We start from the raw sequence: 22,916 nt of genomic DNA, 5'->3' as shown, positions 1-22,916 counted from the left end.
ATGAGCGCAGACCACACCCGCATCGCCTGCGATGTGCTGGACATCGCCAACGGCCGGCTAGATCCGCAGGCCGCCATCGAATTCGTCAGCGACAACGCCTTCGGCGGCATCGACATCTTCATCGGCCGCGTGCGCGCCGCCAGCCACGGCCGCGAATGCGTCGCCGTCCACTACGACATGTTCGATCCGCTGGCACTCAACGTGTTCCGCGAGACCGCCGATGCGGCCATCGCCCGCTTCGGCCCGAACGCGAAATGCTACGTGGCGCATGCCAAGGGCAAGCTGGCGGTTGGCGACCTGGCGGTGGTGATCGCCTTCGCCACCCCACATCGCGATGAAGCGTTTCGCGGCTGCCGCGAGGTGATCGAAGCGGTCAAGCACCAGGCGCCGATCTGGAAGCAGGAACACTTCATCGACGGCCACAGCGAATGGAGCGAAGGCTGCTCGCTGTGCGGCCATGAGCCGGCATCGACCACCACCGCGCACGACCACGCGCAACACACGGGCGCGCACGCATGAAACTGCAGCTCGATGGCGATCTGCTGCGCCTGCGCATCTCCGAAGAGGAGCTGGCGCAGCTGGGCGAGGATGGCGAACTCCAGCAGCGCTGGCCCTGCCCCAATCGCAGTGAGGCGCATTGCACGCTTGAACTACACGACGATGCATCGCAAGGCCGCTGCGAGGGCGATCTGATGGCGTTGCGCGTGGTCTTGTCGCGCAACGATTTCCTGGCGTTTGCCGACGAACGGCCAAGACGAGACGGGTTCTCATTCGCACAGAAAATGATCCGTGTCTCGGTGGAGGTGGACGTGCGCGACAGCCATCGCCAACGCAAGCAAGCCGCACAAGCGATGCCGGATTGACGCACGTCAAAGACAGCTCTGGTCGCTGAACCGACACTGGCGCAGCCACTGTACGGGACACCCCCACCATGAGTTATTTCCTCGACCGGCTGAACTTCCTCAAGCCCGCACCCGAATCTTTTTCCGACGGCCATGGCGCCACTCGTGCGGACGACAGGAGTTGGGAAGACGGTTACCGCCAGCGCTGGCAGTACGACAAGATCGTGCGCTCCACCCATGGCGTGAACTGCACCGGCTCCTGCAGCTGGAAGGTCTACGTCAAGAACGGCCTGGTCACCTGGGAAACCCAGCAGACCGACTACCCGCGCACCCGTCCCGACCTGCCCAACCACGAGCCGCGCGGCTGCCCGCGCGGTGCCAGCTATTCCTGGTATCTGTACAGCGCCAACCGGGTGAAATACCCGTTGATGCGCAGCGCGCTGCTCAAGCTGTGGCGCGAAGCGCGCAAGAACAAATCGCCGGTCGACGCCTGGGCCAGCATCGTCAGCGACCAGGACAAGGCGAAGAGCTACAAGAGCAAGCGCGGCATGGGCGGTTTCGTGCGCGTGGCGTGGGACGAGGCGAACGAAGTGATCGCCGCTTCCAATCTCTACACCGTGAAAAAATGGGGCCCGGACCGCGTGGTCGGCTTCTCGCCGATCCCGGCGATGTCGATGGTCAGCTATGCCGCCGGCGCGCGTTATCTGTCGCTGCTCGGCGGCGCCTGCCTTAGCTTCTACGACTGGTACTGCGACCTGCCGCCGTCCAGCCCGCAGGTCTGGGGCGAACAGACCGACGTGCCGGAATCGGCCGACTGGTACAACAGCCGCTACATCATCGCCTGGGGTTCCAACGTGCCGCAGACGCGCACGCCGGACGCCCACTTCTTCACCGAGGCCCGCTACAACGGCACCAAGACGGTGGCGATCACCCCGGACTATTCGGAAGTCGCCAAGCTCACCGATCACTGGCTGCATCCCAAGCAAGGCACCGACGCCGCACTGGCGTTCGCCTTCGGCCACGTGATCCTCAAGCAGTTCCACGTCGACAACCCGTCGCAGTACTTCACCGACTACTGCCGCCAGTACAGCGACATGCCGCTGCTGGTGCGGCTGGAGAAGCGCGCCGACGGCCGGCTGGTTCCGGAACGTTTCCTGCGTGCCGCTGACCTCGGCGGCATGAACGAGACCAACAACCCCGAGTGGAAAACCCTGGCCTACGACGAGACCAGCGGCGAACTCACCGTGCCGAACGGCTCGGTCGGTTTCCGCTGGGGCGAAAAGGGCAAATGGAACATCGAGGAGAAAAACAGCGCCGGTCACGAAACCCGCCTGCGGCTGTCGCTCAAGGACAGCGCCGACGGCATCGAGGCGGTCAGCTTCCCCTACTTCGGCGGCATCACCAACGACTACTGGACCGAGTCCAAGTTCGATGATGTGCTGGAGCGCAACATCCCGGTCAAGCGCCTGACCCTGGCCGATGGCCAGGAATGGGCCGTGGCCAGCGTGTACGACCTGTTGCTGGCGCAATACGGCGTCGATCGCGGCTTCGGCGGCGGCAACGTGGCCGCAAGCTTCGACGACAACATCCCCGGCACACCGGCCTGGCAGGAAACCATCACCGGCGTGCCGCGCGCCGAGGTCATCCGCATCGCCCACGAATTCGCGCGCACGGCGGACAAGACCCGCGGGCGCAGCATGATCATCGTCGGCGCGGCGATGAACCACTGGTTCCACAACGACATGAACTATCGCGGGCTGATCAACATGCTCGTGATGTGCGGCTGCGTGGGCCAGACTGGCGGCGGCTGGGCGCATTACGTGGGCCAGGAAAAACTGCGTCCGCAATCGGGCTGGGCGCCGATCGCGTTCGCCACCGACTGGAGCAAACCGCCGCGGCAGATGAACGGCACCTCGTTCTTCTATTTCACCTCGGGCCAGTACCGCTACGAAAAACTCGACGTCGAGGAAATCCTCTCGCCGCTGGCCGACAAATCGAAGTACAGCGGTTCGCTGGCCGATTTCAACCTGCGCGCGATCCGGATGGGCTGGCTGCCGTCGATCCCGCAGCTCAACACCAACCCGCTGCAACTGGTCCACGACGCGGAGCAAGCCGGCATCGCGCCGGTCGACTACGCGGTGGGCAAGCTCAAGGACGGCAGCCTGGACTTCGCCTATGCCGATCCGGATGCGCCGGAAAACTTCCCGCGCAACTTGTTCATCTGGCGCTCCAACCTGCTGGGCAGTTCGGGCAAGGGCCACGAATACATGCTCAAGCACCTGCTGGGCACCCGTCACGGCGTGCAGGGCAAGGATCTTGGCGAACGCGGCGCGACCACGCCTGAAGAAGTGAAATGGCGCGACGAAGCGCCCGAAGGCAAGCTCGACCTGCTGGTGACCCTGGACTTCCGGATGTGCACCACCGCGCTGTACAGCGACATCGTGCTGCCCACCGCGACCTGGTACGAGAAGAACGACCTCAATACCTCGGACATGCATCCCTTCATCCACCCGCTGTCGAAGGCAGTGGATCCGGCCTGGGAAGCGCGCAGCGACTGGGACATCTTCAAGGGCATCGCCCGCACCGTCAGCGACATGGCGCCCGGCGTGCTGGGCGTGGAAAAGGACCTGGTGCTGGTACCCACCCTGCACGACACCCCGAACGAAATCGCCATGCCCTACGGCGTGACCGACTGGAAGAAGGGCGAGTGCGAGCTGATCCCCGGCAAGACCGCGCCGAGCATGGTGGTGGTCGAACGCGACTACCCGAACCTGTACAAGAAATTCACCTCGCTGGGCCCGCTGCTGGACACCCAGGGCAATGGCGGCAAGGGCATGCAATGGGACACCACCCACGAAGTGGAATTCCTGGGCAAGCTCAACCATGAAGTGACCGATGCCGGCATCAGCCACGGCCGCCCGCAGTTGGAAACCGCGATCGATGCCGCCGAAGCGATCATGCACCTGGCGCCCGAGACCAATGGCCATGTCGCGGTGAAGGCATGGGAATCGCTGGAGGGTTTCACCGGCCGTCACCACACGCACCTGGCCGAGGGCAAGGAACACGAAGCGATCCGCTTCCGCGACATTCAGGCGCAGCCGCGCAAGATCATCAGCTCGCCGATCTGGTCTGGCCTCGAGGACGAGAACGTCAGCTACAACGCTGGCTACACCAACGTCCACGAACTGATCCCGTGGCGCACCCTGACCGGTCGCCAGCAGTTCTACCAGGACCACCAGTGGATGCGCGATTTCGGCGAAGGCTTCATGGGCTATCGCCCGCCGATCGAGACCAAGACGATCAAACCGCTGCACGGCAAGAAGCCGAACGGCCACAAGGAGATCGTGCTGAACTGGATCACCCCGCACCAGAAGTGGGGCATCCACAGCACCTACAGCGACAATCTGATCATGCAGACGCTGTCGCGCGGCGGGCCCATCGTCTGGCTGAGCGAGGACGACGCGCGCGATGCCGGGATCGAGGACAACGACTGGATCGAACTGTTCAACGTCAACGGCGCCATCGCCGCGCGCGCGGTGGTCAGCCAGCGCGTGATGAACGGCATCGCCATGATGTATCACGCACAGGAACGCATCATCAACACGCCCGGCTCCGAAGTCACCGGCACCCGCGGCGGCATCCACAACTCGGTGACCCGCGTGGTGGTCAAGCCCACCCACATGATCGGCGGCTATGCGCAGCTGTCCTACGGCTTCAATTACTACGGCACGGTGGGCACCAACCGCGACGAACTGGTGATCGTGCGCAAGATGGACAAGGTCGATTGGCTGGACGGTGAGCCCGTGCCTGCAGCCGCCAAGGAGGTGGTGTGATGAAGGTCCGTGCCCAGATCGCGATGGTCCTGAACCTGGACAAGTGCATCGGCTGCCATACCTGCTCGATCACCTGCAAGAACGTCTGGACCAGCCGCGAAGGCGTCGAGTACGCCTGGTTCAACAACGTGGAAACCAAGCCCGGCATCGGCTATCCCAAGGAATGGGAGAACCAGCGCAAGTGGAACGGCGGCTGGACGCGCAGCCGCGACGGCAAGATCACCCTGAAGGCCGGCGGTCGCCTGCGCCTGCTGGCCAAGATCTTCGCCAACCCCGACCTGCCGCAGATCGACGACTACTACGAGCCGTTCGATTTCGACTACCAGCACCTGCACCAGGCGCCGGAAGGCAAGCACCAGCCCACCGCGCGCCCACGTTCGCTGCTCACCGGGCAGCGCATGCAGAAGATCGAATGGGGCCCGAACTGGGAAGAAATCCTGGGCACCGAGTTCGCCAAGCGCAGCAAGGACAGCAACTTCGAAGGCGTGCAGCGCGAGATCTACGGCGCGTTCGAGAAGACCTTCATGATGTACCTGCCGCGCCTGTGCGAGCACTGCCTCAACCCGGCCTGCGTCGCCTCCTGCCCGTCCGGCGCGATCTACAAGCGCGAGGAAGACGGCATCGTGCTGATCGACCAGGACAAGTGCCGCGGCTGGCGCATGTGCGTGTCCGCCTGCCCGTACAAGAAGATCTACTACAACTGGAAGAGCGGCAAATCGGAGAAGTGCATCTTCTGCTATCCGCGCATCGAGATGGGCGAACCCACGGTGTGCTCGGAAACCTGCGTGGGCCGCATCCGCTACCTGGGGGTGATGCTGTACGACGCCGACCGCATCCAGGAAGCCGCATCGGTACCGTCGGAAAAAGACCTGTACGAAGCGCACCTGGGCATCTTCCTGGATCCGAACGATCCGAAGGTGATCGAAGCCGCGCGTGCAGAAGGCATTCCCGACAACTGGCTCGACGCGGCCAAGGCATCGCCGGTGTACAAGCTGGCGATCGACTGGAAGCTGGCGCTGCCACTGCATCCGGAATACCGCACCCTGCCGATGGTCTGGTACGTGCCGCCGCTGTCGCCGATCCAGTCGGCTGCTGATTCGGGGCGCATCGGCAAGAACGGCGAGATCCCGGACGTGAAATCGCTGCGCATTCCGGTCCGCTACCTGGCCAACCTGCTGACCGCAGGCGACGAGGGCCCGGTAATCCGCGCGATGGAACGCATGCTGGCGATGCGCGCCTGGCGTCGTGCCATGCACGTGGACGGCGTGGAGGATCTTGAGGTCCTGCACCAGGCCGGCCTGACCCTTGGACAGGCGGAGGAAATGTACCGCTACCTTGCCATCGCCAATTACGAAGATCGTTTCGTCATCCCCACTGCCCATCGCGAATACGCCAACGACGCCTTCGGCGAGCGCGGCGGCTGCGGCTTCACCTTCGGCAACGGCTGCTCGCCTTCCACCCCGGCCGAGGCACTGTTCGGCGGTCGTTCGACCCAGACCTACGAAGTGCCACCGGCACGCCAGTTGAACGTCAGGGAGAAGGCATGAAACTCCTCAAGCTGATGTCGGTTCTGCTGGATTACCCCGGAGACGAACTGTGGCAGCACGGCGACGAACTGCGCGCCGCGCTGGACGATCCGGCGCTGTCGCCGAAGCGGCAGGCGCAATTGCGCGGATTCGTCGACAACCTGCTGGCCAGCGACCCGCTGGAAGCGCAGGAACGCTGGCTGGGCTTGTTCGACCGTGGCCGGGCGATGAGCCTGCTGCTGTTCGAACACATCCACGGCGAATCCCGCGACCGCGGCCAGGCGATGGTCGACCTGCTCTCGACCTATCGCGGCCACGGCTTCGAACTCGGCGCCAAGCAACTGCCGGACTACCTGCCGGTGGTGCTGGAATATCTGTCGCTGCGCCCGACCGAAGAAATCCGCGACTGGCTGGCCCATGTCGCGCACATCCTGGAACTGCTGGCCGCGCGCGCGCAGGAGCGCAACAGCGAGTACGCGGCGGTGCTGGAAGTGCTGGTGGAAACCGCCATCGGCCGGGTCGAACTGGACCTGCTGCGCAAGCGCGTGGCCAGCGAAGCGCGCGATGACACCCCGGAAGCCATGGATCGTGTCTGGGAAGAAGAAGCGGTGCGCTTCGGCGCGGAAGCCCCGGCCGATGACTGCAATCCACCTACCCGGCTGCCGTCGGGTGCAAAGCGGGTCGAACCCACGGTGACGCCATGAACACTCTGAATTTCCTTGCGTTCCAGATCTATCCCTATGTCGCGCTGGCGATCTTCGCGATCGGCTGCTGGGCGCGCTTCGACTTCGCCTCCTACACCTGGCGCACCGGTTCAAGCCAATTGCTCTCCAGCAAATGGATGCGGCTGGGCAGCAACTGGTTCCACATCGGCGTGCTGGCGATCCTGGGCGGCCACCTGGTCGGCCTGCTCACCCCGCATGCGGTGTATGAGCACTTCATGACCTCCGGCCAGAAACAGCTGATGGCGATGGTGGTGGGCGGCATCTTCGGCGTGATGTGCTTCATCGGGCTGAGCATCCTGCTGGCGCGCCGGCTGCTCAACCCGCGCATCCGCGCAACGTCGAGCGGACGCGACATCCTGATCCTGGTGCTGCTGTACCTGCAGCTGATCCTGGGCCTGTGCTCGATCTACATCTCGTCCGGCCACATGGATGGCGAGCAGATGGTCAAGTTGGGCGAATGGGCGCAACACATCGTCACCTTCCGCGCCGGCGCGGCAGACTACATCGTCGATGCGCACTGGATCTACAAGGCGCATGTGTTCCTGGGCATGACCCTGATCCTGCTGACCCCGTTCACCCGCCTGGTGCACGTGTGGTCGATCCCGCTGGGCTACCTCACGCGTCCCTACCAGGTCGTGCGCGCCCGCCAGCGTCCGCTGCGCTATCCGGGCAACTGACCATGTCCAAACGCATCATCCCCATCGTCATGGACGCCGGCGCCTTGTCGGATGCGGCCAAGGCCGCCGCCGATACGCATGACCACGATGTCGACCCCGGCAGTCCCCTGCCCGGGTCGGCGCCGGTCTACGTGCAGGTCGGCGGCACGCCGGTGGACGAAGCGGAGATCGCCCGCGAAATGCAGTTCCATCGCGCCGACAATCCGCACGATGCCCGCCAGGCAGCGGCGACGACCTTGGTCATCCGCGAATTGGTGCGCCGCGAATGCGAGCGCCTGGGATTGGCCATCGACGCGGTCGAAGGCGAGACCGAAGACGAAGCGCGCGTGCGCCTGCTGTTCGCCGAGGCGGTGACGGTGCCGGATGCCGACGATGCCGCGATCCGCCAGTACTACGACACCAACCGCGCCCGCCTGCACCAGCCCGACTGCCTGCGCGTCCGCCATATCCTGCTGGCCGCCGCGCCGGCCGACATCGCCGCGCGCCAGCGCGCGCAACTGCTCGGCGAAGAACTGATCGGCGCGCTCAAGCAGGAACCGGATCGCTTCATCGAATTCGCGATGCGCCATTCCGCCTGCCCCTCGCGCGATGCGGGCGGCGAGCTCGGCTGGATCGAACGCGGCGACACCGTGCCCGAATTCGACCGCCAGCTGTTCATGCTCAAGCCCGGCATGGCCGGCCTGACCGTGGAAACCCGCTACGGCCACCACGTGGTGGAAGTGCTGGAACGCATCGATGGCGAAGCCCTCGAATACGACGACGCACGTCCGCGCATCGCGGCCTATCTGGAAACCCAGACCCGGCAGAACGCGGTGCACCAATACCTGCACATCCTTGCAGAGCGTTATCGCGTCGAAGGGATCGAACTGTCGGCCTGAGCGCCCTTCGCCCGCAACCCATGCAAGCACGTCCACGCACGCCCGAGGAGCGGCCGGCATGAACCAGGGATTGCTGGACGAATTGCGTGCCTGCGTGGGCGCCGCGCATGTCGCCTGCGAAGGCGAACTGGATGATGGCTATCTGGTCGACGCGCGCAAGCGTTACTTCGGACGCGCACTGGCCGTCGTTCGGCCCGGCAACACTGCGGAAGCAGCGGCCGTCGTGCGCACCTGCGCGGCGCATGGCGTGCCCATCGTGCCCCAGGGCGGCAATACCGGCCTGGTTGGTGGCGGCGTGCCCAACGACAGCGGACGCGAGGTCGTGCTGCAGCTGGGGCGCATGCAATCCATCCGCAGCATCGACCCCGACAACCTCAGCATGACCGTGGATGCCGGCTGCGTGCTGCAACAGGTGCGCGAACATGCGCGCACGCACGGCCTGCTGTTCCCGTTGAGCATCGGCTCGCAGGGCAGCTGCACCATCGGCGGCAACATGGCCACCAATGCCGGCGGCAGCCAGGTGGTCCACTACGGCAACGCGCGCGAACTCTGCCTGGGGCTTGAAGTCGTGACGGCCGCGGGCGAGATCTGGAACGGACTATCCGGCCTGCGCAAGGACAACAGCGGCTACGACCTGCGCGACCTGTTCATCGGCAGCGAAGGCACGCTGGGCATCATCACCGCCGCCTCGCTGAAACTGTTCGCACCACCTGCCGCCACGCTCACCGCGCTGCTGGCATGCGCCGACATCGATACCGCCATCACCCTGCTGGCGCGCCTGCGCACGGGCACCACGGCGCAGCTCACCGGCTTCGAAGTGATGGCGCGACATGCCATGCAGCTGGTGGCCAGCCACTTCCCGCAAATCCCGCAGCCGCTGAAGCCGGCGCCGTGGACGATCCTGGTCGAGTTCGCCGCGGACGACGAAGAGCGCGCACGTGACTGGCTGCACGCGCGGCTCGTGGAGACCGATTGCGATGCCGTGACCGCGTCAAACCAAACGCAAGCGGATGCGCTCTGGCGCCTGCGCGATGCCATCCCGCTGGCGCAGGCACGCGAAGGCCTCAACATCAAGCACGACATCGCCCTGCCCGTCTCGCAAATCGGCGGATTCCTGCGGGAAATGGACACGGCTCTGCCTGCGCTGGTGCCGGACGTGCGCACGGTGGTCTTCGGGCACCTGGGAGACGGCAACCTCCACTTCAACCTGCAGGCGCCGGAAGGCGTTTCGCCGGCGGAATTCCTGCTGCGGCATGAAGCGAACTGCAATGCCTGCGTGCACGATGCGGTGATGACGCGCGGCGGCTCCTTCGCCGCCGAACACGGCATCGGACGCCTCAGGCGCAGTGAACTGGCGCGACGAAAATCGCCGGTGGCGTTGGCGATGATGCGCTCGATCAAGCAGGCGCTGGATCCGCACAACCTGATGAACCCCGGGCGCGTCCTGCAAGACGCCGGGCAGGACGCCTGACAACGTCGTCATGGCGACGAACACGCGACCAAGTTGACGCAAATCAAGCACGACGGCGGTGCGAATTGATGGCAATCAATTCGTGCCGCGCGTGGCGTTGCCATGATGCGATCCAGCAGATTGGAACCGCCCCCTGGAGACACGATGTCCGCACCCGACCGCAGTATCGCCAAGGCATCCAGCACCTGGCTCCCGCACTGGGATCCGGAGAACGATGCCTTCTGGAACACCGCCGGCTCCACCATCGCCTGGCGCACCCTGGCCATCACCACCGTCAACCTGACCCTGGCGTTCGCCGCCTGGTTCCTGGTGTCGGCATTGGTGGTACGCCTGCCGCAGGTCGGCTACACCTTCTCGCCCAGCCAGCTGTTCTGGCTGACCGCGATGCCCGGCCTTGCCGGCGGCACCCTGCGCCTGATCCACATGTTCCTGACCCCGATGTTCGGCACCCGCCATGTGGTCACTCTGTCCACGCTGTCGCTGTTGATCCCGCTGCTGGGCTGGTTCTTCGCCGTGCAGGATCCGAACGTCCCGTACTGGGTGTTGCTGCTGCTCTCCTTCCTGGCTGGCCTCGGCGGCGGCAACTTCTCCTCGTTCATGCCGTCCACCAGCCTGTTCTTCCCGAAGCGGCTGCTGGGCACCGCACTGGCGATCCAGGCCGGTATCGGCAACCTGGGCGTGTCGATCGTGCAGTTCGTGACGCCGTGGATCATCGGCTTCGCCCTGCTCGGCAGCACCGCGCTCATGGGCGACAGCCAGACCCTGCTCAAGGGCGGCGTGGAAAGCCAGGTGTATCTGCAGAACGCGCCTGCGGTGTTCGTGCCGTTCGTGCTGGTGTTCGGCATCACCGCCTGGCTGTTGCTGAAGTCGGTGCCGGTCAAGGCCAACTTCGCCGAGCAGTTCGACATCTTCAAGTCGCGCCACACCTGGTCGATGACCTCGCTGTACATCATGACCTTCGGCGGCTTTTCCGGGCTTGCGGCCACCTTCCCGCTGCTGATCAAGGAAGGCTTCGGCGGCTTCGAGGGCGCACCCGATCCGCTGAAGTGGGCGTTCTGGGGCCCGCTGGTCGGTTCGCTTGCGCGTGTCGCCGCCGGCCCGCTGTCGGACAAGCTGGGCGGTGCGCGGGTCACCCAGTGGGCCGGCATCGGCATGGTGGTGTGCACGGTGCTGGTGGCGATGAACGTGTCGCCGGATTCGCTGGATGAATTCCCGAAATTCGTGGCATCGATGCTGGCGCTGTTCTTCTTCGCCGGTATCGGCAATGCCTCCACCTTCAAGCAGATGCCGATGCTGTTCGCGCCGCGCCAGGCGGCCGGGGTGATCGGTTTCACCGCGGCGATCGCGGCCTACGGCCCGTTCCTGTTCGGGATGCTGTTCGCCTGGTCGTTCGGTGCGTTCGAATCCGCCACGCCGGTGTTCTACGGGCTGTCCGTGTTCTTCGCCTTCAACGTGCTGCTGAACTGGTGGATGTACGCCCGTCGCGGCGCCGCCAATCCCTGCTAATCCAACGCAACCTCACGAGAGCTTCCGCATGAACGCGCCTCCTGTTTCCATCACCAAGGGCCAGCAGAACAGCGCCCTGTGGACCAGCACCTTCGCCTTCACCGTGTGCTTCGCGGTGTGGACGATCTTTTCGATCATCGGCATCCAGATCAAGAAAGACCTGGGCCTGAGCGACACCCAGTTCGGCCTGCTCGCGGCCACCCCGATCCTCACCGGATCACTGAGCCGGCTGTTCCTGGGCGTGTGGGCCGAACAGTACGGCGGGCGAATCGTGTTCAGCCTAGTGATGCTGGCGGCCGCCGTCGCCACCTGGATGCTGACCTATGCACAGACCTATCCGCAGTTCCTGCTGGCGGCGCTGGCGGTGGGCATTGCCGGTGGTTCGTTCGCGGTGGGCGTGTCCTATGTCTCCAAGTGGTTCCCGCCGGAGAAACAGGGCACTGCGCTGGGCATCTTCGGCGCCGGCAATATCGGTTCGGCGGTGACCAAGCTGCTGGCGCCGATGGTGATGGTCGCCTACGGCTGGGACGCGGTGGCGCGCTACTGGTCGATCGGACTGGCCATCACCGCCGTGGTCTTTTTCCTGTTCACCCGCGACGATCCGGGCCTGGCCCGGCGCAAGGCCGAAGGCATCGAACCGGTGCCGTTCGCCGAGCAGATGCGCCCACTGCGCAACCTGCAGGTGTGGCGCTTCTCGCTGTACTACTTCTTCGTGTTCGGCGCCTTCGTGGCACTGGCGCTGTGGCTGCCGCGCTACCTGACCGGCGCCTACGGACTGGACGTGCGCACCGCCGGCATGATCGCAGCCTGCTATTCGATTCCGGCCAGCCTGTTCCGCATCGTCGGCGGCTGGCTCTCGGACAAGATCGGCGCGCGCCGGGTGATGTACTGGACGCTGGGCGTTTCCACCATCTGCACCTTCCTGCTGTCGTATCCATCGACGACCTACGTGGTCGATGGCATCCAGGGCCCGATCGAATTCCGCCTCGCCGTCGGCGTGCTGCCGTTCACCGTGCTGGTGTTCGTGCTGGGCTTCTTCATGTCGCTTGGCAAGGCCGCGGTGTACAAGCACATCCCGGTCTATTACCCCAACAACGTGGGCGCGGTCGGCGGCGTGGTCGGCATGATCGGTGGGCTGGGCGGCTTCCTGCTGCCGATCGCGTTCGGCGCGATGAACGACCTGATCGGCGTGTGGACCAGCTGCTTCATGCTGCTGTTCGTGCTGGTGGCCACCGCGTTGACCTGGATGCACTTCACCATCCGCCGCGTGGAGCTGGCGCGGCATCCGCAGATGGCGGCGGAAACCGACCTGCCCGAAATCATGTCGGCGACGGCCGGCAAGCGCTGAAGCGACGATGCAGGGACCGCAACTGGATGCGGAACAGGCGCTGGCGCGGCTGCGCGAGGGCAACCGCCGTTTCGTCGATCACGTGATCAGCCTGGAGGCGCTGCTCAGCCATGCCCGCCGCGAGGATCACGCACGCGCGCAGCGGCCGTTCGCGGTGGTGCTGGGTTGTTCGGATTCGCGCGCGCCCGCGGAGTTCGTATTCGACCAGGGCTTGGGCGACCTGTTCGTGATCCGCGTGGCCGGCAACATCGCCGCGCCGTCGCAGGTGGGCAGCATCGAATTCGCGGTGGAGCAGTTCCAGACCCGGCTGGTGGTGGTGCTGGGCCATTCCAACTGCGGTGCGGTACGCGCCACCCTCACCCACCTGCAGGCACCGGCCGACACCAGCCCGGCGCTGCGCGCGATCGTCGATCGCATCGCGCCCGGCGTGCAGCCGACGCTGGCCGATTGCGGCGGCGATTCGAACAGTTGCATGCCACGCGCGATCCGCGCCAATGTCGAAGCGACGATCCGCAACCTGCGCGCGCAATCGGACTACTTGCGTTATGCCGAGCTGCAGGGCGGCCTGCGCATCGTCGGCGCGGACTACGACCTGGGCAGCGGCGCGGTGGATTTCTTCGCCAGCGAACCGGTGCTCTGGCCGGCGGCATCGTAAGCGCCCGGTTACCGGGCGCACCCGGCACATGGGCTAGACTCGACGAAGCCGAACCACGAATGATTTCCGCATGACGTACAAGCCGTTGTTGGCGACCATCGCGCTGCTCGCGGGCCTGCTGCCGGGCATCGCTTGCGCGCAGAAGAAACCGCAAGTGCAGGCGCGGGTGGCGGTGGCATCGAACTTCGCCGACGCCGCCCGCCAGCTCGCCAACGACTATGCGCGGCAGAGCGGGCACCGGATCGAGATCAGCGCCGCGTCCACAGGCAAGCTTTACGCGCAGATCCGCAACGGCGCCCCGTTCGACGCGATGCTGTCCGCCGATGCCGACACGCCGCGCAAGCTGGTCGCCGAAGGCTTGGCCGACGCCGACACCCTGCACGACTACGCTACCGGCCGGCTAGTGCTCTGGAGCCGCGATCCGGCACTGGTCAAGGACGGCGAGGCGCTGCTGCGCAAGGGAACGATCACCCGCCTGTCCATCGCCAATCCGGAGCTGGCCCCCTACGGCGAGGCCGCGCGCGAAGCATTGATCCACGTGCGGCGCTGGGACGAACTCAAGCCACGCCTGGTGATGGGCGAAAACGTCGGCCAGGCCGCGCAGTTCGTGGCCAGTGGCGCGGCGCCGCTGGGCCTGCTGCCGCGCTCGCTGGTGCAGGTGGCGCGCAAGACCACGCCGGGCTCCGGCTGGGACGTGCCGGCTGCGTGGCATGCGCCGATCGTGCAGAGTGCGGTGCTGCTGGAACGCGGCCGCAGCAATGCCGCCGCGCGCGGCTTCCTGCTGTACCTGCGCAGCCCCGCCGCGCAGAAGAAAATCCGCGCCTTCGGCTACGACTGACCGCGCGATGCTGCCCGACCCCGCCGCTCCCGCCTGGATCGCCGCCGTCTGGGTCACCCTGAAGCTGGCCAGCCTGACCACCGTGATCCTGCTGATCGTCGGCATGCCGCTGGCATGGTGGCTGGCGCATACGCGCTCCGCCTGGCGGATGCCGGTGGGCGCGGTAGTGGCGCTGCCGATGGTGTTGCCGCCCACCGTGCTGGGCTTCTACCTGCTGATCGGATTGGCACCCGACGGCCCGCTGGGCCAGCTGACCAATGCGCTTGGACTGGGCACGCTGGCGTTCACCTTCAAGGGTGTGCTGCTGGCCTCGCTGCTGTATTCGCTGCCGTTCGTGGTGCACCCGCTGCAGGCCGGTTTCGCCGCCATTCCGCCGGCGGTGCTGGATGCGGCCGCTACGTTGCGTGCCTCGCCGCTGGATCGCTTCGTCAGCGTGGTGCTGCCGCTATCGCGACCGGCGCTGACTACCGCGGCCTTGCTCGGCTTCGCGCACACCGTGGGCGAATTCGGCGTGGTGCTGATGGTCGGCGGCAATATCGAAGGCGAAACCCGGGTGCTGTCGGTGCTGCTGTACGACCAGGTCGAAGCCATGGCCTATCGCGACGCGCACCTGTTGGCCGCGGGCTTGCTGGTCTTCTCCTTCGCCCTGCTGTTGCTGATGCAGCGGCTGGGCCGGCGCACGGCGGTGGCGGATGTCTGAGGTCGCCGACGAACTCCGCATTCGCCTGCAGCTGCCGCGCGCGGACTTCCGGCTGGATGTTGACCTGACCCTGCCTGGTCGTGGCACCACCGCCGTATTCGGCCCGTCCGGCAGCGGCAAGAGCACCCTGCTGCGCGCCATCGCCGGGTTGGAACCCGCCGCGACCGGCACCGTGCGAGTCGCCGGCGCGACGTGGCAGGACGCACACACCCGTTTGCCGGCGCATCGGCGCGAAGTAGGCGTGGTGTTCCAGCATGCCGCCCTGCTGCCGCATCTGTCGGTGCTGGACAACCTGCGCTACGGCTGGCGCCGCGCCGGCGCGACGGCCGATGTGCTGGATCGCTGGATCGAACGACTGGCGTTGGCGCCTCTGCTGTCGCGACGGCCGGACACGCTTTCCGGCGGCGAACGCCAGCGTGCCGCGCTGGCACGTGCCCTGGTCTGCCGGCCACGCTGGCTGCTGCTCGACGAACCGCTGAGCGCGCTGGATGCCGAACGCCGCGCCGAGATCCTCCCGTATCTGGAAGCGGTGCGGTGCGATGCCGGCATCCCGCTGCTGTACGTGACCCACGCGGTGGAGGAAGTGGCGCGACTGGCGGATCACCTGGTGCTGCTGGAGGACGGCAAGGTGGCTGCCTCCGGCCCGGCGCTGGACGTCCTCAACCGCGACGACCTGCCGCTGGCCCTGCGCGATGACGCCAGCGTGGTGCTGGAAGCGCAGGTGGAAAGCCGCGATGCGCACGGACTGCTGACATTGCGCACCCAGGCTGGTCCGCTGCACGCGCACGGCCCCGCGCATCCGGCGGGCACGCAACTGCGCGTGCGCATCCAGGCGCGCGACGTCAGCCTGGCCCTGCAGCGCCACGACGATTCCAGCCTGCTCAACCTGCTGCCGGCCACCCTCACCACGCTGGCCGACCTGCCCGGCGGACAGGTGCAGGCGCGGCTGGATGCCTCCGGCGCACCGCTGCTGGCGCGGATCTCGCATCGCTCGGTCGAACGCCTGGACCTGCAGCCGGGCATGCCACTGTGGGCACAGATCAAGGCGGTGGCGCTGCTGGTCTGATCGCAGCGCAGCTGATCCCGGTCAAGCGCAGAACCGCTGTCGTCTGCGGCAACTGCTGCAGGCCTGGCGCAACCGGGACGGACATCGGACAGCGGATTGATCCAGATCAGATCCGCCACGCACGCAGGCGCGTATGCTTCGCTATATACATTTCTATATATCGAAGGCGACCCCGATGAAATCCCGCTCCCTTCTGCTTGCCCTGTTGCTGTTGCCGGCCATCGGCCTGGCGCAGTCCGATCATGCCGACGTCGGCACGCCCAGCCACGCCGTCCGCGTCAGCGGCGCCGTCACCGCACCACGCGAGTTCGACCTGGCTGCCATCAAGCAACTGGCGGGCCGCGACAGCGGGCCGGTGGACGTGGTCTGCGCCTCCGGCGCCACCGTCGGCAAGGCGGACAACTACCGCGGCGTGCGCCTGCGCGAGGTCATCGACGCCACCGGCCTTGCCCTGGAAGGCCACAAGGACGCACGGCGGATGGTGGTGGTGGCTCGCGCCACCGACGGCTACCTGGTCACCTTCTCCTGGAACGAGCTGTACAACACGCCGATCGGCGATGAGGTGCTGGTGGCCTGGGAAAAAGACGGCGCCGCACTGACACCGCGCGAAGGCCAGCTGTTGCTGATCTCCGGCAAGGACATCAAGACCGGCCCGCGCCACGTGCGCCAGCTCAGCGAAATCGAAATCGTGCGGATGAAGTAGCGCCCGCAGTCACGCTCCGCCGTCCAGACCATTTCACCACCCCGGCGCGCGTGAATCGCGCGTGCCTGCAAGGAACACCAATGCCTGCGTTTTCCCCCATCGCCTTGCCAGATCCACCTCGCTCCCGGTACCGCGCCCCGCTGCACCATGGTCTGGGGCTTGCGCTCGCCGTTGCGCTGGCGGCCCCGGCCTCAGCCAGCGACAACCCACCCACTGGTCGGGACAAGCGCAACGACGACAGCGTCTTCGAACTCGGCAGCGTGGTCGTGCGCGGCAAGCGCAGCCAGCTGCCGCCCAACGGTGAGGTCGTGCTGACCCGCGAACAGCTCGACGCACTCAACCGCGAGACCGTGGGCGAAGCGGTCGCCGTCCTGCCCGGCGTCAACCTGTCGCGCAATGCACGCAACGAGGATCTGGTGTTCGTGCGCGGCTTCGATCCGCGCCAGGTGCCGGTGTTCCTGGACGGCATCCCGCAGTACGTGCCGTATGACGGCTACATCGACTTCGGCCGCTTCACCACCTTCGACCTGGCCGAAATCCATGTCGCCAAGGGCACGGCCTCACTGCTGTACGGGCCCAACACCCTGGGCGGCGCGATCAACCTGGTGACCCGCAAGCCCAGCGAACCGTTCCAGGGCGATCTGCGGGTCGGCGCCGGCAGCGGCGGCGAACGCATGGCCGCCGCCAACATCGGCGCGCGCAAGGGCATGTGGTATCTGCAGGCCGGCCTGTCCTGGCGCGATGCCAACAGCTTCCCACTGCCCGACGGTTTCCAGGACTACAAACGCGTCCCCACCGATACCGGCGACGAACGCGAAAACGCCGACCGCAGCGACCGCCGCGCCTCGATCAAGATCGGCCTGATGCCGAACGACCGCGACGAATACGCGATCGGCTATGTGCGCCAGGATGGCGAGAAAGGCAACCCGGTCTACACCGGCACCGCCAACCAGGGCATCCGCTACTGGCGCTGGCCGTACTGGGACAAGGAAAGCCTGTACTTCATCGGCAACATCGGTCTGGGCGCGACCAGCGCGCTCAAGCTGCGCCTCTATGAAGATCGCTACGGCAACGGTCTGGACGCCTATACCGACGCCAGCTACAGCACGCCGATCCTCAGCACGTCCTTCCCCAGCGTGTACGAAGACCGCACCCGCGGCGCCAGTGCGGAGCTGGCGTTCAACACGTTCGAACGCCACGACCTGCGCCTGGCCCTGCACTACAAGGAAGACCGCCACGAAGATCGCAATCCGCGCTCGCCGGACAAGCGCTATCGCGATGTCACCACCTCCATCGCGCTGGAGGACGGCATCACCCTGAACGACCGCTACCGTCTGCGATTGGGCGCCAGCCACGAACAACGCAAGGCGCGCGAGGTGTATTTCTGGCCCACCGGTTCCACCAGCGCCAACAACGCACTGGCCGAACTGACCCGCGATGTCGGCGAAGACGGGCAGCTGTTCGCGGGCATCTCCCGCAAGACCCGCTTCCCGACCATCAAGGATCGCTACTCCGCGCGCATGGGCCGTGCCCTGCCCAACCCGAACCTGAAACCGGAAACCGCCCGTCATCTCGAACTGGGTTGGCGTGGGCAGGCATGGACCGGCGCGCGCGTGGAAGCCACGCTGTTCCGCAGCAGCATCGACGAAATGATCCAGGACACGCAGGTCGCCTCGACCGCATGCGGCGGCATGCTTTGCGACCAGGCGCAGAACATCGGTGAGGCGCGCCATCGCGGCGTGGAGCTGGCGCTGCAGCAGCGCATCGGCGAACGCGTGCAACTCGGCGGCAACTACACCTGGCTGGATGCGGACAACCGCAGCAATCCCGCCATCCCGATCACCCACGTCCCGCGCCAGCGGCTGTTCCTGCACGCCAGCTGGGCGCCATCGCCGCAGTGGGAGGCGGTCGCCACCGTGGAAGCGGAACGTGGCAGGACCGTCCCGTATTCCGGCTCCGGGCGCTCCGCGTTCATCCCGTTGGACGGCTACGCCAGCATCGGCTTGAAGGGCGTGTGGACGCCGCACGCAGGACTGGCGATCGAAGTGGGCGGCCGCAACCTGGGCGACCGCTGGTACGAACTGTCCGAAGGCTTCCCGATGCCGGGGCGCAGCTGGTTCGCCAATGTCATCTATCGGTTCTGATCCGATGCACGCCGTTCTCGCTTACACCGCGACAGCCAGGATCACGTGCGAAGCCTTGACCAGCGCCAGCAGAGGCTTGCCTACTTGGATGTCCAGCTCGCGCAGGCTTTCGTTGGTAACCGTAGCCACCAGCCGCTTGCCGGCGGCCAGCGCCAGTTCCACTTCGGCATTCACTGCACCTTCGCGGCAGGCGCTCACCGTACCCGCCAGCGCGTTACGCGCGCTGGTACGCAGGCCGTCGGCCTCTGCCAAGAGCACGAACGAAGCCTTGACCAGCGCGATCGCGCTGCTGCCTTCAGCCAGGCCGAGTTCGTCCACGCTGCCGTTGGTGACGATCGCCACCAGCCGTTCGCCGCCGTCGAGCGCCAGGATCACTTCGCTGTTCACCGCACCGCGCTGGATCGACTGCACCGTGCCTTCGTACTGATTGCGTGCGCTGGTCTTGAGCATGAGATTGTCGAGCCTCCTGAGCATGTGTTCGAGATCGCCATCGCCGGCGTCCGCACTGTTCGCCAGCAGCCTTTGCTGCAACGCCGTCAGCGCACCGTGGAAGGCCAGCACGCGCTGGCCCATCGGGGTCAGGCGCGCGCCGCCGCCGCCGCTGCCGCCGGTTTCCGTCGTCACCAGCGGTTCGCCGACCAGCTTGTTGAGCGCCGCCACCGCATCCCAGGCGCCCTTGTAGCTCATGCCGACCGCGCGCGCGGCGGCGCTGATCGAGCCATGGCCGTGTATCGCCTGCAGCAAGCGCGCCCGCGCCGGGGTCAGGCTGACGCCTGATCCGCGCAGATCGATCATCGGTTCGAGTTCGGAGTGTGCAGATCTGGACATGGATCGCTCGCGCCCGGCGGTTGCGACTGCAGGGTAACCCGCGCTTTCGCCGAGTTGGCTCAGCCCCGCGCCACCGACACCAGCCGGCCATCGCGATCCACCGCGAGGAAACTGGCGATGCGCCCGCCCTTGATCTGCTCCACCATCATCCGCAGCGGCTGCACCGCTTCGTCGGTATTCGGCGCGAAACCGCCGCGCCCGTCCATCGCTGCCACGAACAGGATCCGCCAGTCGGGCGTGGCCGCCTGTGACTCCGCCAGCAAGGCATCGAACGAGGCGACCTCCTCGGGCAACTTGTCCACGCACACTGCTGGTGCCAGCGCGCCGCCGTCGCCACGCGCGAATGCCGCACGCTCATCCGGCGTGGCATCCGGTGGGCACTCGGCGCGGGCGAATACCAGCAACAGGCGCTGCGGTTGGGGTTGGTTGCGGGCAGCGGCAAGCAGATCGTCGAAGTGATCCATGGGCGGGGCGAATTGCAGGAAAGAAGCGCAGTCTAGGGTGTCCGCCGCAGTGGCGACTTGATCTGAATCAGGGCGTCCGAGCGGGCACGGCCGAATACTGCCGGCTCCCTTCGCACCACCCATCGAGGCCACCTCATGTCCGCAGCACCCGCACTCGACGCAGACGCGCTGCAGACTCTGCGCAACCTGCTCACGGAGATCGATCCCGGCTGCGAAGTATCGATCGACGACGACAGCGGCGAGCTCCTGGTGTTCGGCGACCTGGACGCCACCCAGGTCGAGGACGCGATCCAGCAATCGGGCCTGGGCACGCACAACGCACACGCCGGCAGCACCTGTTGCGGCGGCTGCGGCTGAGCCCGCCCCGCCGCGCAGCACGCCCGATGCCCGCCGTCGCCTCCATGCAGGTTGACGCAGATCAATGTGCCGTGCGCGCAGCCGGCTAACCTGCAAACGTGGACACGACTACCCTCGCCTTCAACGCCGACCTGCTGCGCCGCTACGACCGGCCGGGCCCGCGCTACACCTCATACCCCACCGCGCCGCAGTTCCAGAACGGCTTCGGCGAGACCGAACTGCGTGCGGTGGCCGCCGCCAGCAACGAGGAGCCGATCCCGCGCCGGCTCTCGCTGTACGTGCACGTGCCGTTCTGCGCCAGCCCCTGCTTCTATTGCGGCTGCAACCGGATCATCACCCGCGACACCGCGCGCGGCGAGGCCTACCTGGTGCGCCTGTTCCGCGAGATCGCGCTGACCGCGCCGCTGTTCGACCGAGACCGCGAAGTGATCCAGCTGCATTTCGGCGGCGGCACGCCGAACTTCCTGTCGCCGGTGCAGTTGCGCGAAGTGGTCGATACCCTTCGCAGCCATTTCCGCTTCTCCGACGCACGCGACCGCGACATTTCCATCGAACTGGATCCGCGCTTCGTCGATGCCGACGGCATCGCCGCGCTGGCCCGGATCGGCTTCAACCGCGCCAGTTTCGGCGTGCAGGATTTCGATCCGCTGGTGCAGGAAGCGGTCAACCGCATCCAGAGCGTGGAAGAAACCCGCGTGGTGGTGGACGCCTGCCGCACCCACGGTTTCCGCTCGGTCAACGTGGACCTAATCTACGGCCTGCCGAAGCAGAACATCGACGGTTTCAGCCGCACCTTGGATACGGTGGTGGCGATGCGCCCGGATCGCATCGCGGTCTACGGCTATGCGCACATGCCGCACCTGTTCAAGCCGCAGAAGCAGATCGTCGAAGCAGACCTGCCGGATGCGGAAACCCGGCTGGCGCTGCTGCAGCGCGCGATCGAGCGGCTGGGCGATGCCGGCTACGTCTACATCGGCATGGACCATTTCGCGCTGCCCGACGACGAACTCGCGCTGGCGCGCGAACGCGGCAGCCTGCACCGCAACTTCATGGGCTATACCACCCACGCCGACAGCGACCTGGTCGGCCTGGGCGTGTCCGCGATCAGTCATATCGGCGACAGCTTCAGCCAGAACCCGCGCGACCTGCCCAGCTGGCAGGCGGCGCTGGACGAAGGCCGGCTGCCGGTGTTCCGCGGCATGCGCCTGGACACCGACGACCAGCTGCGCGCCGACCTGATCCAGCAGCTGATGTGCTCGGGCGAAGTCTCCTTCGCCGCGCTGGAACGCCGTTACGACATCGATTTCGCCCAGTATTTCGCCGACTCGCTGGACAAGCTGCGGCCATTGGTCGAGGACGGATTGGTGCGGATCGAGAACGCCAGGATCGCGGTCACCTCGCGCGGGCGGCTGCTGTTGCGTAACATTGCGATGTGCTTCGACCGATACCTCGACCAACCAGCCACGCCGCGTTTCTCGCGCGCGATCTGATCGCGTCCCGGAGATCCATGTGAGCGGAGGCGTCGCCTTCCCGCGCAACGATGCGCGCACCCTTGCCGATGACGGCAACGAGCTGCATTTCTGCTCGACTTGCGCGTTCTCGCAGGCCTGCCTCGACGAGGGCATGGACAAGAGTTCGCTGGGCGACCTGCACGTGCTGGTGGAGCACATCGGCCCGTTCCACGCCGGCGAACACATCTTCCGCGAAGGCGATCCGTTCGAGGCCATCGCGGCAGTGCGTGCCGGCACGGTCAAGACCTATGTGGTGGACCAGGAAGGCCGCGAGCATGTGCACGGCTTCCACCTGCCGGGCGAGGTGATCGGGCTGAACGCCATCGACGGCGATCGCTATCCCTGCAATGCGGTGGCGCTGGACACGGTGATGCTGTGCCGGTTCTCGTTCCCGAAGATTTCCGTGCTGGCCACGCGTGTGCCAGGACTGCAGCGCCAGCTGTTCCGCCTGCTCAGCCGCGACATCGGCCGCGCCGCATTGCTGGCCGGCGACTGGTCGGCGGACGAACGCATGGCGGCGTTCCTGGTCGGCATTTCGCGGCGCCTCGCCGCGCGCGGGTTCTCGCCCACCCGCTTCCAGCTGACGATGGCGCGTACCGACATCGCCAACTATCTGCGGCTGGCACCGGAAACCGTCAGCCGCGTGCTGCGTCGGTTCCAGGAAGACGGCCTGCTGCGGGTGGATCGCCGCGAACTCCAGCTGCTGGACTCCGCCACGCTGGAAGCACGCGCCGCCCCGGTGCTGCGCGCCTGATCGGATTTTCCGCACGCCGTATGGCGTGCGATTGACTTGGGTCAGGGACGCGCCACGGACACCCGCGCAGCATGCGCACGTCCTAATCAA

At 66.4% G+C, this 22,916-nt stretch carries 21 protein-coding genes; 19 read left to right on the top strand and 2 right to left on the bottom strand.

What is annotated here, in order from left to right; translation table 11 throughout:
• From G7079_RS05955 to G7079_RS05880, 16 genes are all read left to right on the top strand, one after another.
• The gene (locus G7079_RS05955) at positions 1 to 519 is read left to right on the top strand and encodes a molybdenum cofactor biosynthesis protein MoaE (RefSeq protein ID WP_166056442.1); all 519 of its coding nucleotides are present in this window, start codon (positions 1 to 3) and stop codon (positions 517 to 519) included.
• A complete protein-coding gene (locus G7079_RS05950) occupies positions 516 to 863 on the top strand; it encodes a hypothetical protein (RefSeq protein WP_166056441.1) in 348 nt (115 codons plus the stop codon). Before G7079_RS05955 ends, G7079_RS05950 begins: the two co-directional genes overlap by 4 nt.
• A 68-nt stretch (positions 864 to 931) precedes the next feature.
• Complete coding sequence (locus G7079_RS05945; protein WP_166056440.1) at positions 932 to 4,675, top strand: nitrate reductase subunit alpha; 3,744 nt, start codon at positions 932 to 934, stop codon at positions 4,673 to 4,675.
• Positions 4,675 to 6,222 (top strand): nitrate reductase subunit beta, encoded by a 1,548-nt coding sequence (gene narH / locus G7079_RS05940; RefSeq protein ID WP_166056438.1) that lies wholly within the window; start codon positions 4,675 to 4,677, stop codon positions 6,220 to 6,222. Before G7079_RS05945 ends, narH begins: the two co-directional genes overlap by 1 nt.
• A complete protein-coding gene (narJ, locus tag G7079_RS05935; RefSeq protein ID WP_166056437.1) occupies positions 6,219 to 6,905 on the top strand; it encodes a nitrate reductase molybdenum cofactor assembly chaperone in 687 nt (228 codons plus the stop codon). The genes narH and narJ overlap by 4 nt, the downstream gene beginning before the upstream one ends.
• On the top strand, positions 6,902 to 7,603 hold the full coding sequence (gene narI, locus G7079_RS05930; RefSeq protein WP_166056436.1) for a respiratory nitrate reductase subunit gamma: 702 nt from the start codon (positions 6,902 to 6,904) through the stop codon (positions 7,601 to 7,603). Before narJ ends, narI begins: the two co-directional genes overlap by 4 nt.
• Positions 7,604 to 7,605: 2 nt before the next feature.
• Positions 7,606 to 8,481, top strand: a complete 876-nt coding sequence (locus G7079_RS05925) for a peptidylprolyl isomerase (protein WP_166056435.1) — start codon at positions 7,606 to 7,608, stop codon at positions 8,479 to 8,481.
• A gap of 58 nt (positions 8,482 to 8,539) precedes the next feature.
• Positions 8,540 to 9,952, top strand: coding sequence for an FAD-binding oxidoreductase (locus G7079_RS05920; protein ID WP_166056434.1), 1,413 nt, complete (start codon positions 8,540 to 8,542; stop codon positions 9,950 to 9,952).
• A 144-nt stretch (positions 9,953 to 10,096) separates the two neighbouring features.
• Positions 10,097 to 11,458: an MFS transporter gene (locus G7079_RS05915; RefSeq protein WP_166056433.1), complete on the top strand. Its 1,362-nt coding sequence runs from the start codon at positions 10,097 to 10,099 to the stop codon at positions 11,456 to 11,458.
• A gap of 28 nt (positions 11,459 to 11,486) precedes the next feature.
• Positions 11,487 to 12,806: a nitrate/nitrite transporter gene (locus G7079_RS05910; RefSeq protein WP_166056432.1), complete on the top strand. Its 1,320-nt coding sequence runs from the start codon at positions 11,487 to 11,489 to the stop codon at positions 12,804 to 12,806.
• A gap of 7 nt (positions 12,807 to 12,813) precedes the next feature.
• The gene (locus G7079_RS05905) at positions 12,814 to 13,461 is read left to right on the top strand and encodes a carbonic anhydrase (protein WP_166056431.1); all 648 of its coding nucleotides are present in this window, start codon (positions 12,814 to 12,816) and stop codon (positions 13,459 to 13,461) included.
• Positions 13,462 to 13,531: 70 nt separating this feature from the next.
• A complete protein-coding gene (gene modA / locus G7079_RS05900; protein WP_166056430.1) occupies positions 13,532 to 14,299 on the top strand; it encodes a molybdate ABC transporter substrate-binding protein in 768 nt (255 codons plus the stop codon).
• A gap of 7 nt (positions 14,300 to 14,306) precedes the next feature.
• Positions 14,307 to 14,999: a molybdate ABC transporter permease subunit gene (gene modB / locus G7079_RS05895; protein WP_166056429.1), complete on the top strand. Its 693-nt coding sequence runs from the start codon at positions 14,307 to 14,309 to the stop codon at positions 14,997 to 14,999.
• Positions 14,992 to 16,065 carry a molybdenum ABC transporter ATP-binding protein gene (gene modC / locus G7079_RS05890; RefSeq protein ID WP_166056428.1) on the top strand — a complete coding sequence of 358 codons (1,074 nt, stop codon included), beginning with the start codon at positions 14,992 to 14,994 and terminating at the stop codon, positions 16,063 to 16,065. Before modB ends, modC begins: the two co-directional genes overlap by 8 nt.
• 175 nt (positions 16,066 to 16,240) lie before the next feature.
• Positions 16,241 to 16,768, top strand: coding sequence for a molybdopterin-dependent oxidoreductase (locus tag G7079_RS05885; RefSeq protein ID WP_166056427.1), 528 nt, complete (start codon positions 16,241 to 16,243; stop codon positions 16,766 to 16,768).
• An 80-nt stretch (positions 16,769 to 16,848) separates the two neighbouring features.
• Positions 16,849 to 18,912: a TonB-dependent receptor gene (locus tag G7079_RS05880; protein WP_166056426.1), complete on the top strand. Its 2,064-nt coding sequence runs from the start codon at positions 16,849 to 16,851 to the stop codon at positions 18,910 to 18,912.
• A 21-nt stretch (positions 18,913 to 18,933) separates the two neighbouring features.
• On the opposite strand, the gene G7079_RS05875 is transcribed toward G7079_RS05880, so the two are convergent.
• Together G7079_RS05875 and G7079_RS05870 are read right to left on the bottom strand one after the other, a co-directional pair.
• Positions 18,934 to 19,740: a TOBE domain-containing protein gene (locus G7079_RS05875; protein ID WP_166056425.1), complete on the bottom strand. Its 807-nt coding sequence runs from the start codon at positions 19,738 to 19,740 to the stop codon at positions 18,934 to 18,936.
• A gap of 59 nt (positions 19,741 to 19,799) precedes the next feature.
• Positions 19,800 to 20,204, bottom strand: coding sequence for a ribonucleotide reductase subunit alpha (locus G7079_RS05870; protein WP_166056424.1), 405 nt, complete (start codon positions 20,202 to 20,204; stop codon positions 19,800 to 19,802).
• A 135-nt stretch (positions 20,205 to 20,339) separates the two neighbouring features.
• Here G7079_RS05870 and G7079_RS05865 point away from each other — a divergent pair, with 135 nt between their 5' ends.
• From G7079_RS05865 to G7079_RS05855, 3 genes are all read left to right on the top strand, one after another.
• Complete coding sequence (locus G7079_RS05865) at positions 20,340 to 20,561, top strand: hypothetical protein (RefSeq protein WP_166056423.1); 222 nt, start codon at positions 20,340 to 20,342, stop codon at positions 20,559 to 20,561.
• Positions 20,562 to 20,659: 98 nt separating this feature from the next.
• Entirely contained in the window at positions 20,660 to 22,051 is a 1,392-nt protein-coding gene (gene hemN, locus G7079_RS05860) for an oxygen-independent coproporphyrinogen III oxidase (protein ID WP_166056422.1), read from the top strand.
• A gap of 19 nt (positions 22,052 to 22,070) precedes the next feature.
• Entirely contained in the window at positions 22,071 to 22,826 is a 756-nt protein-coding gene (locus G7079_RS05855) for a cyclic nucleotide-binding domain-containing protein (RefSeq protein ID WP_240906253.1), read from the top strand.
• The last annotated feature ends 90 nt before the right edge of the window (positions 22,827 to 22,916 follow it).

The sequence above is a fragment of the Thermomonas sp. HDW16 genome (assembly GCF_011302915.1).
Taxonomy (GTDB): Bacteria; Pseudomonadota; Gammaproteobacteria; order Xanthomonadales; family Xanthomonadaceae; genus Thermomonas.
Note: the sequence above shows the minus strand (reverse complement) of the source record. Positions and strands in the feature narration are given on the sequence as shown.

Bases quoted from the DNA above. Each gene is read 5' to 3' on its own strand.
- modA (WP_166056430.1), top strand. From the start codon at position 13,532: ATGACGTACAAGCCGTTGTTGGCGACCATCGCGCTGCTCGCGGGCCTG.
- G7079_RS05865 (WP_166056423.1), top strand. From the start codon at position 20,340: ATGTCCGCAGCACCCGCACTCGACGCAGACGCGCTGCAGACTCTGCGC.
- G7079_RS05950 (WP_166056441.1), top strand. From the start codon at position 516: ATGAAACTGCAGCTCGATGGCGATCTGCTGCGCCTGCGCATCTCCGAA.
- narI (WP_166056436.1), top strand. From the start codon at position 6,902: ATGAACACTCTGAATTTCCTTGCGTTCCAGATCTATCCCTATGTCGCG.
- G7079_RS05925 (WP_166056435.1), top strand. From the start codon at position 7,606: ATGTCCAAACGCATCATCCCCATCGTCATGGACGCCGGCGCCTTGTCG.
- G7079_RS05910 (WP_166056432.1), top strand. From the start codon at position 11,487: ATGAACGCGCCTCCTGTTTCCATCACCAAGGGCCAGCAGAACAGCGCC.
- narH (WP_166056438.1), top strand. From the start codon at position 4,675: ATGAAGGTCCGTGCCCAGATCGCGATGGTCCTGAACCTGGACAAGTGC.
- G7079_RS05915 (WP_166056433.1), top strand. From the start codon at position 10,097: ATGTCCGCACCCGACCGCAGTATCGCCAAGGCATCCAGCACCTGGCTC.
- G7079_RS05880 (WP_166056426.1), top strand. From the start codon at position 16,849: ATGCCTGCGTTTTCCCCCATCGCCTTGCCAGATCCACCTCGCTCCCGG.
- modB (WP_166056429.1), top strand. From the start codon at position 14,307: ATGCTGCCCGACCCCGCCGCTCCCGCCTGGATCGCCGCCGTCTGGGTC.
- G7079_RS05870 (WP_166056424.1), bottom strand. From the start codon at position 20,204: ATGGATCACTTCGACGATCTGCTTGCCGCTGCCCGCAACCAACCCCAA.
- G7079_RS05905 (WP_166056431.1), top strand. From the start codon at position 12,814: ATGCAGGGACCGCAACTGGATGCGGAACAGGCGCTGGCGCGGCTGCGC.
- G7079_RS05945 (WP_166056440.1), top strand. From the start codon at position 932: ATGAGTTATTTCCTCGACCGGCTGAACTTCCTCAAGCCCGCACCCGAA.
- modC (WP_166056428.1), top strand. From the start codon at position 14,992: ATGTCTGAGGTCGCCGACGAACTCCGCATTCGCCTGCAGCTGCCGCGC.
- narJ (WP_166056437.1), top strand. From the start codon at position 6,219: ATGAAACTCCTCAAGCTGATGTCGGTTCTGCTGGATTACCCCGGAGAC.
- G7079_RS05875 (WP_166056425.1), bottom strand. From the start codon at position 19,740: ATGTCCAGATCTGCACACTCCGAACTCGAACCGATGATCGATCTGCGC.
- G7079_RS05920 (WP_166056434.1), top strand. From the start codon at position 8,540: ATGAACCAGGGATTGCTGGACGAATTGCGTGCCTGCGTGGGCGCCGCG.
- G7079_RS05955 (WP_166056442.1), top strand. From the start codon at position 1: ATGAGCGCAGACCACACCCGCATCGCCTGCGATGTGCTGGACATCGCC.
- G7079_RS05885 (WP_166056427.1), top strand. From the start codon at position 16,241: ATGAAATCCCGCTCCCTTCTGCTTGCCCTGTTGCTGTTGCCGGCCATC.